Raw genomic sequence first — 12,030 nt, forward strand, 5'->3', positions numbered from 1 at the left:
CCCCGCTCACGACCAGGTCGCGCGGGGCGGCAGGCTCATCAGGATCGCCTCGATATTGCCCCCGGTCTTCAGCCCGAACAGCGTGCCGCGATCATAGACGAGGTTGAACTCGGCATAACGACCGCGCCATTCGAGCATCGCGGCCTCGTCCTGCGGTGTGAACGGCGTGTCCATCCGCCGCCGGACGATCCGTGGATAGGCGTCGAGAAACGCCTCGCCGACGTCGCGCGTGAACGCGAAATCCGCATCGAAATCGCCGTCGAGATGATCGAAGAAGATCCCGCCAACGCCGCGGTTCACCTTGCGGTGGGGGATCTGGAAATAGGTCTCCGCCCAGTCCCGGAAGCGCGGGTAGTAAGACGGGTCGTGCGCGTCGCAGGCGGCCTTCATCGTCGCATGGAAATCGGCCGTGTCCTCGGCGATCGGCAGCGGCGGGTTGAGATCGCCGCCGCCGCCGAACCAGCGCTTGGTCGTGTTGAGGAAGCGGCAGTTCATGTGCACCGCGGGGACGTGCGGGTTGGCCATGTGCGCGACCAGGCTGATCCCGGTCGCGAAGAACCGTGGATCCTCGCCCGCGCCGTGGATCGACTTGGCGAACTCGCCCTCGAAAATGCCGCCGACGGTCGAGACGTTGACGCCGACCTTTTCGAACACCTTGCCCTTCATGACGCCGCGCACGCCGCCACCGCCGGGTTCACCCGACGGATCGATCCGGTCCCAGGGGGTATAGTCGAACACGGCATCCGACCCGGCCTCGCGCTCGATCGTCTCGAACTCCGCGCAGATCCGGTCGCGCAGCGATTCGAACCAAATGCGGGCGGCGGCTTGCTGGGGGTCGAGCTCGGTCATGGCACCGTCCTACAAATCCTGGTCGGGGCGGGGAAGGGGCGCGTTCGCCCGAGACTTCCCTTGGTAGGTCAGGCGGGCCAGCCGTCTGTCTGCCGCAACGCCTCTGCCGCGACGATCGCGGTCGCGACCGAGATGTTCATCGACCGCAGGCCGGGCCGCATCGGGATCAGCACGCGCAGGTCGGCGCGGGCATGGACGTCGTCGGGCACGCCCGCGCCCTCGCTGCCCATAAGCAGCACGTCGTCGGTCTGGAACGTCGCCGCGTCGAGCCGGACCGCGCCCTTCGTCGTCAACAGGACGATGCGCCCGCGGACCTGGTCGCGAAACGCCGCCCAGTCGACATGCCGGACGATCTCGACCGCGCCGACATAGTCCATCCCGGAGCGCGCGACCGCCTTTTCGTTCCAGGTGAACCCCATCGGCTCGATCAGATCGACCGCGAGTCCGAGACAGGCGGCGGTCCGCAAAATGGCGCCGACATTGCCGGCGATATCAGGTTGGTAGAGGGCGATACGCATACCGCTGCCTCTAATCCGGAACGCGCTGCAGTCAAAATGCTGTTGGCAAAGCGGGCTTGCGCCGTCTATCACCTATGGGCCTCCGTGGGGACGGTCGGGCAGGATGGGCGTGCGGTGCGGCGAACCGGCATGCGCATCGGGCCACGAGAATAAAGATAAACTGCAAGGGCGAGATGAATGGCGATAGTCGACGACATGGTTCCACCCGGCGAGTCGCCTGAACCGTTTCACGAAGAGGCGCACGACCCGCGCCGCCGCGATTTCATCAATATCGCCGCCGTATCCTTCGCCGGGGTCGGCGCCGTCGCGATCGTCCTGCCGCTGATCAACCAGATGAACCCGTCGGCCGACGTGCTGGCGCAGTCGACCACCGAGATCGACCTGTCGAAGATCCTGCCGGGCCAGGCGATCAAGACGAGCTTCCGCAAGCAGCCGCTGTTCGTGCGCAACCTGACGCCGAAGGAAATCAGCGAGGCCGACGCGGTCGACGTATCGACGCTGCGCGACCCCCAGACGCTCGAGGAGCGGACCAAGGCGGGCAAGAAGAACTGGCTGATCACGCTGGGCGTCTGCACGCATCTCGGTTGCGTCCCGCTCGGCGCTGGCGAGGGGGAGAACAAGGGCCCGTTTGGCGGCTATTTCTGCCCGTGCCACGGCTCGGCCTACGATACCGCCGCGCGCATCCGCAAGGGCCCCGCACCGACCAATCTCCAGGTTCCGGAATATGCCTTCAACTCCGACACCGTCGTCACGGTAGGCTGAGGAAACAACCATGAGCTTTCCCTGGGCCAAGCAATACGAACCGAAGCTGCCGCTGACGCGGTGGCTGGATGAACGGCTTCCCGTTCCCCGGCTCGTCTACAACGCGGTCGGCGCCGGTTACCCGGTCCCGCGCAACCTCAATTATTTCTGGAATTTCGGCGTCCTTGCCGGTGCCGCGCTGGCGATCCAGATCATCACCGGCATCACGCTGGCGATGCATTACGCCGCCAACGGCGCGGTCGCGTTCGACTCGGTCGAACACATCATGCGCGACGTCAATGCGGGCTGGTTCCTGCGCTATGCACACGCCAACGGCGCGTCGATGTTCTTCATCGTCGTCTACACGCACATCTTCCGCGGGCTCTATTACGGCTCGTACAAGGCGCCGCGCGAGATGGTCTGGCTGCTCGGCGTGACGATCTTCCTGCTGATGATGGCGACCGCATTCATGGGCTATGTCCTTCCCTGGGGGCAGATGAGCTTCTGGGGCGCGCAGGTCATCACCGGGTTCTTCTCGGCGATCCCGCTCGTCGGCGACACCATCCGCATCTGGCTGCTCGGCGGATTCGCGCCGGACAACGCCGCGCTCAACCGCTTCTTCTCGCTGCACTATCTGCTGCCGTTCGTGATCGCGGGCGTCATCATCCTGCACATCTGGGCGCTGCACATCCCGGGGTCGAACAACCCGACCGGCGTCGACGTGAAGGGCAAGCAGGATACCGTACCGTTCCACCCCTATTACACTGCGAAGGACGGCTTCGGGCTCGGCATCTTCCTGCTGGTGTTCGCCGGCCTGCTGTTCTTCTTCCCGAACTATCTCGGCCATCCGGACAATTACATCCCGGCAAACCCGCTTTCAACGCCTGCGCACATCGTCCCCGAATGGTATTTCTGGCCGTTCTACGCGATCCTGCGCGCCTTCACCGCGGACTTCATCCTGCCGGCAAAGCTGTGGGGCGTGCTGGCGATGTTCGGCTCGATCCTGCTGCTGTTCTTCCTGCCGTGGCTCGATAATTCGCCGGTTCGCTCGATGAACTACCGGCCCAAGGCGCGGATCGCGTTCTGGGTGCTGGTCGCCGACATCCTGATCCTGGGCTATTGCGGCGGTGCACCGGCGACGGCGACCTATGTGATCCTCAGCCAGATCTGCGCTGCCTATTATTTTGCGCATTTCCTGATCATCCTGCCGCTGATCTCGCGGTCCGAACGGCCCCGGCCGCTGCCCAATTCGATCACCGAGGCAGTGCTGGCCAAGCGTGGCGGGACGAGCCCGGCGCACACCGCGCTCTCCCCCAAGCCCGCGCACTGATACGGACTAGAGGATACATATATGGTTCGTCTCATCGCATCCCTGGTCGGCGCCGCCTTTGTGCTGGTGCTCGGCATCGCGCTCTTCGGCAGCGTGTCGGGCGTCATCACCGACCCCGTCGCGCCGTCCGCCGAGAGCGTCGCGCACAAGCATCCCAAGGAGCTCGAGCTCGCCTCGAACGGCGTCTTCGGCAAGTTCGACCGCCGTCAGCTCCAGCGCGGGTTCCAGGTCTACAAGGAAGTATGCTCGGCCTGCCACTCGCTGCGGCTGGTGTCGTTCCGCGATCTCCAGAAGATCGGCTATTCTGAGCCCGAGGTTAAGGCGATCGCCAACCAGTGGGTGATCGAACAGCCGACGATCAACCCCGAAACCGGCGAAGCCGCGACCCGCAAGAACATCCCGTCGGATCGCTTCCCGTCGCCGTTCGCCAACGAGGTCGCCGCCCGCGCTGCCAACAACAACGCGCTGCCGCCCGATCTCTCGCTGATCACCAAGGCGCGCGAGGAGGGCACCGCCTATGTCCACTCGTTGCTGACGGGCTACACCGATCAGCCTGCCGCGCTGATCAAGCAGTTCCCGGACATCAAGACGCCCGAGGGTCTCTACTACAATCCGTATTTCGCGAACCTCAACATCGCGATGCCGCCGCCGATCACCGCGGACGATCAGGTGGCCTATGCGGACGGGACCAAGGCGACGAAGGAACAGATGTCGGCCGACGTCTCGGCCTTCCTGACCTGGACGGCAGAGCCGAACCTGGAGTCGCGCCACGCCGTCGGCGTCGCGTCGATCCTCTTCATCCTCGTCTTCTGCGGTCTTGCCTGGGGCGCCTATCAGAACGTCTGGCGCGACGTGAAGCATTGATCCCGCGCCGCGGCTAGCGCGGCATCAGGGCGTGAAGGACGGCGGATCGGGGCAACCCGGTCCGCCGTTTCGCGTTTGGCGACCCGCTGGCTGCACGTGTCCGTGTCCGGGACCACGCGACCCATGCCCAACCTGCGGTCCCGGCGCGCGTCAGCCGTCGTTCATGGAACCTGCGGTAGGTCGGTATTGTTGTGCGACCAATGGCGGCGCGTTGGGTCCGCTCTCCAGGTACGGGAGATTTTCGATGTTTTTCAAACGACTAGGACTGGTCAGTCTCGCCATTGGTGTCGGCCTCGGCGTGGCCGGTTGCACCGACGGGTATGGCTATGGCGGCGGCGGGATCGGCTATGCGAGCGATCCCTATTATGGCGGCGGCTACGGCAACGGCTATTATGACGGCTATGGCGGCGGATACGGGGCCGGTTATGCTGGCGTCGGCCTCGGCTCCTATTATGGCTGGTATGGCGACTATTATTATCCGGGTACCGGCGGATACGTCTATGATCGCAACCGTCGTCCGCACCGCTGGAACGGCGCGCAGCAGCGCTACTGGCAGGGGCGTCGCGGCAATTATCGCGGTGCCGGCAACTGGGGCAATTTCGCCCGCGGCAACAGCCCCGCCGCGCGCGACTATCGCCAGGACCGGCGTGGCGCGAACCGTGACTTCCGTCAGGGTCGGCGTGACGACCGCAACCAGCTGCGCGACGGTCAGATCACGCGCGAGCAATATCGCGGCGAACGGCGCGAGGCGCGGCAGAGCTATCGCGGCGAAGCACGTCAGGACCGGCGTGAATATCGTCAGGAGCGCGGCAATGGCGGCGGGTTCCGCGGTCGTGGCGGCGGCGGCGGCCGGGGCGGCGCCTATATGAACGTCCCCGTTCCGAAGTGACGGGTCAGGATGCAGGCGCGCCGGTCGGGCGCGTCTGCATCAGCGCGTTCGACACGAACGTCATCACCATGACATCGTCCTGATTGAACACCTGCATCCGGCTTTTCACGATCCCCATTTCGGGGCGGCTGGCGGAAACCCGTTTGTCGAGCACCTCGGTCACGCAGCGCAGCGTGTCCCCCGGATAGACGGGCTTCAGCCACTTCAGTTCATCGATCCCGGGCGATCCGAGACTCGCCTGGCGGTGCTCACCGATATGCTCGACCAGCATCGCCATCGTCATCGCGCAGCTATGCCAGCCGCTTGCGGACAGCCGGCCGAAGTGCGTCTTCGCCGCGGCCTCGTCGGACAGATGAAAGGGCTGCGGGTCGTATTTCTCGGCAAAGGCGATCACCTCGTCGCGCGTCACCGGATAGTGGCCGAACGCCGCGGTCGCCCCCACTGCGATATCTTCGAAATACTGCACGCCCGCTGCTCCTCCTATCGTCGCAGCACCTTTTGGAAGGGCGCGTCGTTGCCGTCCAGCCCCGGTTCCGCGGGCAGCCCGATCAGGTCGCGGAGCAGTGGCTCGACCGCGACATTGTCGAAGCTCGCGATGGTCTTGCCACCGATGAACGCAGGACCGTTCGCGATGAACAGCGCGCGCATTTCGGGGGCGGCATTGTCATAGCCGTGCGAGCCGCCGGCCGAGACCTTGGTGGGCGTCGTCCGATCGACGCGCCAGCCTACATCGGCGAGGCACAGATAGCTCGGGACGCGCGGATTGCGGCCATAATGGAAGCGCGCCGGGATCTCCGCCTTGCGCCAGCATTGCAGGTGGTCGTGCTTCCGAAGCAGTCTGGCCTCGAGCGCGTCCTCATGCCCGGGCACCGCGAACAATGTCGCATAGGCGCCCGTTTCGACGAGGCGATAGTCGGCCGGTGCCGCAATCCGGTCCATCGCGACGACGCGTGTGCTGCTGGTCGCCGCCATGCCGTGGTCCGACACGATGACCAGATTGGCCGGCTGGCCGAGCGTCGCGAGCCCGTCGACGAGGCTGCGAATGCTGCCATCTACCTCGGCGGCTGCCTGCGTTGTCAGGGGGGAGTCGGGGCCATTGTCGTGCGCGGCCACGTCGACGGTATCGAAATACAGCGTCACCAGCTTTGGCCGGATCGTGGCCGGTCGCCGCATCCAGTCGAGCACCGCGTTGACGCGCTGCTTGGCGCTGATCTGCTGGTTGAACTGCTGCCAGTCCTGCGGCCGGGTGCCGCCGTCGATCGCGCCGTGGCTGTTGGGTTTCAGCGTGCCGCCGACCGCGACATTGGCACCCGGCCAGAACATCGTCGCGGTCCGGATCCCCGCCTTTTCGGCGTCGACCCAGATCGGCGAGCTTTGGCTCCACCAGAAGGGATCGTCGCTCGCCATGGTGAATTTCTCACGGGGCCGCGCGGGATCCTCCATCGTGTTGCCGACGATGCCGCTGCGATCGGGTCTGAGCCCGGTCACCAGGGTCCAGTGATTGGGGAAGGTGACGCTCGGGAAGGAGGGGCGCATCGCCGCAAAGACGCCGCCGGCGCGCAACCGGTTCAGGTTCGGCGTGACGCCCCGGTCGAGATAATCGGGGCGGAAGCCATCGATCGACAAGAGGATCGTCACCGGTGCCCGGACCGCCAGCGGCTGCGGGCCCTGAGGAGCGGCGGTGGCGGTCGCGGGGGCAGCCTGGGTTACCGGCGCCAGGGCAGGGGGCGTGGCCGGATAGGCACAACCCCCGAGCGCGAGTGCCAGAGCTGAAAACGTCGCGTGTCTCATGCCGTCTGTTCTGCTCGCTACGCCCGCCCCCGGCGCGTGACTACACACGCAGGGGGCGCAACATTGTTGGGATCAGCTGTGCAGGAAGTGCATCACGTCGCCGTCATGGACGACATAGGCCTTGCCCTCGGCGCGCAGCTTGCCCGCCTCGCGCGCCTTCGATTCCCCGCCCAGCGCGATGAAGTCGTCGAACGCGATCGTCTCGGCGCGGATGAAGCCCTTTTCGAAGTCGCCGTGGATCTCGCCCGCCGCCTGCGGCGCGGTCGCGCCCGCATGGACGGTCCAGGCGCGTGCCTCCTTCGGGCCAACCGTAAAGAAGGTCAGCAGGTGGAGCAGCTTGTAGCCGGCGGTGATCACGCGCGCGAGGCCGGTCTCTTCCAGCCCCAGCTCGCCCAGGAATTCGCCACGATCCTCGACGGGCATCGTCGCGATCTCGGCCTCGATCGCTGCCGACACGACGACCGCCTCGGCACCCTCGGCCGCGGCCTTCGCGAATACGCGCGCCGACAGCGCATTGCCGTTCGCGGCATCGCCCTCGTCGACATTGCAGACGTACAGGACGGGCTTGGCGGTCAGTAGCTGCGCCTGTGCGAACACGCGGGCTTCGTCCTCGTCCTTGGGCACCGTCAGCCGTGCGGGCTTGCCCTCGCGGAGCAGCTCAAGCGCCTGGCCGAGCACGGCGGCGCCGATCTTGGCCTCCTTGTCGCCCTGCATGCCCTTCTTTGCAAGGTTGGGGACGCGCTTCTCCAGACTTTCGAGATCGCTCAGCATCAACTCGGTCTCGACGGTCTCGGCATCGGCGATCGGATCGACCTTGTTGTCGACATGCGTCACGTCGCCATTTTCGAAACAGCGCAGCACGTGGACGATCGCGTCGACCTCACGGATGTTGCCGAGGAACTGGTTGCCGAGCCCTTCGCCCTTCGACGCGCCACGCACGAGGCCGGCGATGTCGACGAAGCCGAGTTGGGTCTCGATGATCTTCTGCGAGCCGGCGATCTTCGCCAGCGCGTCGAGCCGCTTGTCGGGCACGCCGACATTGCCGACGTTCGGCTCGATCGTGCAGAACGGATAATTCGCCGCCTGCGCCGCGGCCGTCTCGGTCAGCGCGTTGAAGAGGGTGGACTTGCCGACGTTCGGCAGCCCCACGATGCCGCAGCGAAAACCCATGATATGCCCTTGGTATAAGATTGTGCGGGCGCTTTAGGCGACCGCGCGAAGGAACGCCAGCATTCGGCCGGTCCCTCGGACCAACTCTCCCGTCATCCTGACGAAAGTCAGGATCCAGGGTCGCAAAGGGCGCCACTCGTTACTCTGGATCCTGACTTTCGTCAGGATGACGGAAAGATTGCCGGGCACGCCCGACTGATCGACCTAAACGATTGCCGCAATGCAGCAAAATTATCGTACCGCTCGGTAGATATTGCGAGTCCCGTGCGTATATCGCGCTCTGCCAGTCAGATTTAGGAATAGCATGACCACCACCGCTAAGGGCTACGCCGCCCAGTCGCCCGAGACGCCGCTCGCACCGTTCAGCTTCGAACGCCGCGCGCCGGGCAAGACCGACGTCGCGATCGACATCGCGTTCTGCGGCGTCTGCCATTCGGACCTCCACACCGCCAAGGGCGAGTGGGAAGGCACACTGTATCCGTGCGTCCCGGGCCATGAGATCGTCGGCCGCGTCACTGCGGTCGGTGACGACGTCACCAAGTTCAAGGTCGGCGACATCGCCGGCGTCGGCTGCATGGTCGACAGCTGCGGCCAGTGCCCGTCGTGCACCGATGGCGAGGAGCAATATTGCGAGACGACCGGGTTCGTCGGCACGTATAACGGCTCCGATCCCGTGCTCGGCGGCCACACATTCGGTGGCTATTCGGACCATATCGTCGTCGACGAGGGCTTTGTGCTGAAGGTTTCGCATCCCGAGGCCGATCTCGCCGCAGTCGCGCCGCTACTCTGCGCCGGGATCACCACCTATTCGCCGCTGAAGCACTGGAAGGTCGGCCCCGGCCAGAAGGTCGGCATCGTCGGGCTCGGCGGTCTTGGTCACATGGGCGTCAAGATCGCCAACGCGATGGGCGCCGAGGTCTATGTCTTCTCGACCTCGCCGAACAAGCGCGAGGATGCCAAGCGTCTCGGTGCCAAGGACCTGATCGTATCCAAGGATGCCGATGCGATGGCGGAGCATGCGAACAGCTTCGACTTCATCCTCAACACCGTTGCTGCGCCGCACAATCTCGACCCGTTCCTCGAGCTGCTCAAGCGCGACGGCACGATGACTCTGGTCGGCGTCCCCGCCGAGCCGCATCCGTCGCCTTCGGTCGGCAACCTGATCTTCCGACGTCGCCAGCTGGCGGGCTCGCTGATCGGCGGGATCGCGGAGACGCAGGAAATGCTCGATTTCTGCAACGAGCACGGGCTCGTGTCGGACATCGAGATGATCAAGATGGACGAAATCGAGCCGGCCTATGACCGTATGGTCAAGAGCGACGTGAAGTATCGCTTCGTCATCGACATGGCGTCGATGAAGACGGCGTAAACCTTCTCCCCTCCGTCATCCCCGCGCAGGCGGGGATCCAGACTGGCAACCCCGAGCGAGTATCGCCAAGGCCAGCCAGTCTGGGTTCCCGCCTCCGCGGGAATGACGAGGGGGACAATGCCGCCCCCACCTCCGTCATCCTGACGAAAGTCAGGACCCAGAGCCAGAGGCGCTGGCGCCCGTAACCCTGGGTCCTGACTTTCGTCAGGATGACGAGGTGGTCGTGAGGCCTACCTACCTCACCATCGATAATTGAAACTGATGCTGATCCGCTCGCCCTTCGCAGCATTCGGCACGACCTCATGCCGCAGCCAGCTCTCCCACAAAAACACGCTCCCCGGCTTAGGTACCGCATAGACGAACGTCCGCAGATCCTCCGGCGCATCGTCGAGCCGAGTTGGCGCCGCCATCATCATCGGCAGCCGCGGATCCTCCAGCTTCAGCGCACCCGCGCCTTCGGGGATCGTCACGTACATCGTCCCCGACACGACGCTGTGCGGATGGATATGCCCCGAATGCGCGCCGCCTGGCTTCAGGACGTTCACCCACAGGCTGTCGAGCTTCAGCTTCCGCCCACCCAGATCGAACGCGCAATCCTTGGCGAACGCCGCGACATGCTTGTTGAGCAGCCGCACCAGATCGCCGAACCGCGGATCGCGCAGCGGCAGGTCGTTGAGCGACGCGTAGGACGTGTACCCGCGATAGCCATGCGCCTTCGACCAGGCGACACCCGCGCGGTCCGCCTTGGACAGTTCGAGCGCGGCGTCCTCGAGCTCCTCGACCAGATCGTCATCGCCGAGATCGGACTCGTAGAACCGGGTGGCGAACAGCGAGCGGGTGGTCATGGTTGCATCCTCACAGCGACATCGTTCATGAAGCGGACGTCGTCGCCCGCCGCCAGCCACGCCGCCTCCGCGGCGATCGCGCCGAGCATGTCGGACAGCGGCTCGATCTCGGTCTTGGCGTAATTCCCCAGCACATAGCCGGTGACCCGGTCCTTGTGCCCCGGATGCCCGATGCCGAGGCGTACGCGGCGGAAATCGGGGCCGAGATGCTGGTCGGTCGAGCGCAGCCCGTTATGCCCCGCGGTCCCGCCGCCGGTCTTCACCTTGACGCGGAAGGGGGCGATGTCGAGCTCGTCGTGGAACACCGTCAGCGCATCGACGTCCAGCTTATAGAAGCGCAGCGCCTCGCCGATCGCGCGGCCGCTCTCGTTCATGAAGGTCGCGGGCTTCAGCAGCAGGATCTTTTCCGATCCGATCCGGCCTTCCTGCGTCCAGCCTTGGAACTGCTTCTTGACCGCGCCGAAGCCATGCACCGCGGCGATCGCGTCGGCGACCATGAACCCGACATTGTGCCGGTGCATCGCATATTGCGCCCCCGGATTGCCGAGTCCCGCCCAGATCTGCACGTGTGATTCTCCAAAAACGATCGTTGCCCGCGCCCCAAACCGTCATTCCCGCGGAGGCGGGAACCCATAGTGGCAAACCTCTCGATTCCATAGGAAGGTCCGAGGGTCTGGATCCCCGCCTGCGCGTGGATGACGGTTTTTTGGGTGGGCGGAATGGCTTGCAAAACGAAACGGGCGGGAAAGCCCTAGCTTTCCCGCCCGCCAGATCATCCGAAGACGAAGGAAATCAGTCCTTCTTCTGCGGCGTGATCTTGTCGTCGTCATTGTGATCGTCGTTAGGCTCGACCACGGGCTCTTCGTCCGAAGCAGCCTCAGCAGCCTGCGCCTCGGCGACTTCAGCCTCGAGCTCTTCGTCCTCGACGGTCGGGACGGTCGGCGGCACGATCGTGGCGATCGCGAAGTCGCGGTCGTCGATCGCGGGCGTCGCGCCCTTGGGCAGCGTCACGTCGCTGATGTGAATCGAATCACCGATTTCCATGCCGGCTAGCGAAATCGAGATCTCGCTCGGGATGTCCGATGCGTCGACGACCAGCTCGACCTCATGGCGCGTGATGTTGAGGACGCCCTTGCCCTTCTTGATGCCCGGTGCGTCGTCCTCGTCGGTGAACACGATCGGCACCGCGACGGTGACGGTCGAATGCTCGCCGATGCGCAGGAAGTCGACATGGATTGGGCGATCCGTGACCGGGTGGAACGCAACGTCCTTCGGCAGCGTGCGCACGCCGTTGACCATCACGACCGAATTCATGAAGTGGCCGGTCATCAGCGCCTTCATCAGCGCCTTTTCCTCGAGGTGAACCGAGGTGGGTTCCTTGTTCAGGCCGTAGATCACGGCAGGCACGCGGCCATCACGACGCAGCGCCCGGGAGGCTCCCTTGCCAACCCGGTCACGCGTCTCGGCTGCGAGCGTCAACTGGTCGCTCATCGATATTCTCCGAAACTCGTTTGTTGTTCTTCCCGCCCACGCCTCCAGGGATGACCATGGACCGGAAGCGCGGGCGCATAGCGGAAGTGCACGTTTTAATCAACTACACCCTCTCCCCTCGGGGGAGAGGGAGGGGCCCGCGTGCTCTTGCACGTGGGAGGGTGAGGGCACGG

The 12,030-nt window shown here is 65.0% G+C and carries 13 protein-coding genes; 5 read left to right on the plus strand and 8 right to left on the minus strand.

The genetic code is table 11. From position 1 onward, the window contains the following. Positions 1-6: 6 nt before the first annotated feature. On the minus strand, positions 7-849 hold the full coding sequence (hemF, locus tag FHY04_RS15555) for an oxygen-dependent coproporphyrinogen oxidase (RefSeq protein ID WP_183937082.1): 843 nt from the start codon (positions 847-849) through the stop codon (positions 7-9). Between the two features lie 68 nt (positions 850-917). Beyond that, complete coding sequence (locus tag FHY04_RS15560; RefSeq protein ID WP_159511283.1) at positions 918-1,367, minus strand: tRNA (cytidine(34)-2'-O)-methyltransferase; 450 nt, start codon at positions 1,365-1,367, stop codon at positions 918-920. A gap of 195 nt (positions 1,368-1,562) precedes the next feature. Between FHY04_RS15560 and petA the strand changes: the two genes are divergently transcribed. The 4 genes from petA to FHY04_RS15580 all read left to right on the plus strand — a co-directional run bounded on the left by petA (position 1,563) and on the right by FHY04_RS15580 (position 5,191). Then, a complete protein-coding gene (petA, locus tag FHY04_RS15565) occupies positions 1,563-2,129 on the plus strand; it encodes a ubiquinol-cytochrome c reductase iron-sulfur subunit (protein ID WP_260171568.1) in 567 nt (188 codons plus the stop codon). 10 nt (positions 2,130-2,139) lie between these two features. Further along, complete coding sequence (locus FHY04_RS15570; protein WP_031393565.1) at positions 2,140-3,438, plus strand: cytochrome b/b6; 1,299 nt, start codon at positions 2,140-2,142, stop codon at positions 3,436-3,438. Positions 3,439-3,459: 21 nt separating this feature from the next. Further along, on the plus strand, positions 3,460-4,302 hold the full coding sequence (locus FHY04_RS15575) for a cytochrome c1 (RefSeq protein ID WP_183937084.1): 843 nt from the start codon (positions 3,460-3,462) through the stop codon (positions 4,300-4,302). A 244-nt stretch (positions 4,303-4,546) separates the two neighbouring features. Next, positions 4,547-5,191: a hypothetical protein gene (locus tag FHY04_RS15580; RefSeq protein ID WP_183937085.1), complete on the plus strand. Its 645-nt coding sequence runs from the start codon at positions 4,547-4,549 to the stop codon at positions 5,189-5,191. 4 nt (positions 5,192-5,195) lie between these two features. Here FHY04_RS15580 and FHY04_RS15585 read toward each other — a convergent pair whose 3' ends face one another. From FHY04_RS15585 to ychF, 3 genes are all read right to left on the minus strand, one after another. Beyond that, positions 5,196-5,657: a MaoC family dehydratase gene (locus FHY04_RS15585; protein ID WP_037529609.1), complete on the minus strand. Its 462-nt coding sequence runs from the start codon at positions 5,655-5,657 to the stop codon at positions 5,196-5,198. A gap of 14 nt (positions 5,658-5,671) precedes the next feature. Next, positions 5,672-6,982 carry an ectonucleotide pyrophosphatase/phosphodiesterase gene (locus FHY04_RS15590; protein WP_183937086.1) on the minus strand — a complete coding sequence of 437 codons (1,311 nt, stop codon included), beginning with the start codon at positions 6,980-6,982 and terminating at the stop codon, positions 5,672-5,674. 72 nt (positions 6,983-7,054) lie between these two features. Beyond that, positions 7,055-8,152 carry a redox-regulated ATPase YchF gene (gene ychF, locus FHY04_RS15595; RefSeq protein ID WP_183937087.1) on the minus strand — a complete coding sequence of 366 codons (1,098 nt, stop codon included), beginning with the start codon at positions 8,150-8,152 and terminating at the stop codon, positions 7,055-7,057. Positions 8,153-8,456: 304 nt separating this feature from the next. On the opposite strand from ychF, the gene FHY04_RS15600 reads away from it, so the two are divergent. Beyond that, the gene (locus FHY04_RS15600; RefSeq protein ID WP_183937088.1) at positions 8,457-9,521 is read left to right on the plus strand and encodes an NAD(P)-dependent alcohol dehydrogenase; all 1,065 of its coding nucleotides are present in this window, start codon (positions 8,457-8,459) and stop codon (positions 9,519-9,521) included. A gap of 239 nt (positions 9,522-9,760) precedes the next feature. Here the strand turns inward: FHY04_RS15600 and FHY04_RS15605 are convergent, their stop codons facing one another. The 3 genes from FHY04_RS15605 to FHY04_RS15615 all read right to left on the minus strand — a co-directional run bounded on the left by FHY04_RS15605 (position 9,761) and on the right by FHY04_RS15615 (position 11,857). Further along, complete coding sequence (locus FHY04_RS15605; RefSeq protein WP_183937089.1) at positions 9,761-10,366, minus strand: TIGR02466 family protein; 606 nt, start codon at positions 10,364-10,366, stop codon at positions 9,761-9,763. Then, entirely contained in the window at positions 10,363-10,932 is a 570-nt protein-coding gene (pth, locus tag FHY04_RS15610) for an aminoacyl-tRNA hydrolase (protein WP_031441582.1), read from the minus strand. The genes FHY04_RS15605 and pth overlap by 4 nt, the downstream gene beginning before the upstream one ends. A 226-nt stretch (positions 10,933-11,158) precedes the next feature. Continuing rightward, positions 11,159-11,857: a 50S ribosomal protein L25/general stress protein Ctc gene (locus FHY04_RS15615; RefSeq protein ID WP_043156676.1), complete on the minus strand. Its 699-nt coding sequence runs from the start codon at positions 11,855-11,857 to the stop codon at positions 11,159-11,161. Positions 11,858-12,030: the final 173 nt, after the last annotated feature.

Origin of the sequence: Sphingomonas sp. BK481, from assembly GCF_014194875.1 — a bacterium.
Taxonomy (GTDB): domain Bacteria; phylum Pseudomonadota; class Alphaproteobacteria; order Sphingomonadales; family Sphingomonadaceae; genus Sphingomonas; species Sphingomonas aerolata.

What these genes read in the sequence shown, in the direction of transcription:
- FHY04_RS15605 (WP_183937089.1), bottom strand. Translation starts at nt 10,366, where the DNA reads ATGACCACCCGCTCGCTGTTCGCCACCCGGTTCTACGAGTCCGATCTC.
- FHY04_RS15570 (WP_031393565.1), top strand. Translation starts at nt 2,140, where the DNA reads ATGAGCTTTCCCTGGGCCAAGCAATACGAACCGAAGCTGCCGCTGACG.
- FHY04_RS15590 (WP_183937086.1), bottom strand. Translation starts at nt 6,982, where the DNA reads ATGAGACACGCGACGTTTTCAGCTCTGGCACTCGCGCTCGGGGGTTGT.
- hemF (WP_183937082.1), bottom strand. Translation starts at nt 849, where the DNA reads ATGACCGAGCTCGACCCCCAGCAAGCCGCCGCCCGCATTTGGTTCGAA.
- ychF (WP_183937087.1), bottom strand. Translation starts at nt 8,152, where the DNA reads ATGGGTTTTCGCTGCGGCATCGTGGGGCTGCCGAACGTCGGCAAGTCC.
- FHY04_RS15615 (WP_043156676.1), bottom strand. Translation starts at nt 11,857, where the DNA reads ATGAGCGACCAGTTGACGCTCGCAGCCGAGACGCGTGACCGGGTTGGC.
- FHY04_RS15560 (WP_159511283.1), bottom strand. Translation starts at nt 1,367, where the DNA reads ATGCGTATCGCCCTCTACCAACCTGATATCGCCGGCAATGTCGGCGCC.
- FHY04_RS15575 (WP_183937084.1), top strand. Translation starts at nt 3,460, where the DNA reads ATGGTTCGTCTCATCGCATCCCTGGTCGGCGCCGCCTTTGTGCTGGTG.
- petA (WP_260171568.1), top strand. Translation starts at nt 1,563, where the DNA reads ATGGTTCCACCCGGCGAGTCGCCTGAACCGTTTCACGAAGAGGCGCAC.
- FHY04_RS15580 (WP_183937085.1), top strand. Translation starts at nt 4,547, where the DNA reads ATGTTTTTCAAACGACTAGGACTGGTCAGTCTCGCCATTGGTGTCGGC.
- FHY04_RS15600 (WP_183937088.1), top strand. Translation starts at nt 8,457, where the DNA reads ATGACCACCACCGCTAAGGGCTACGCCGCCCAGTCGCCCGAGACGCCG.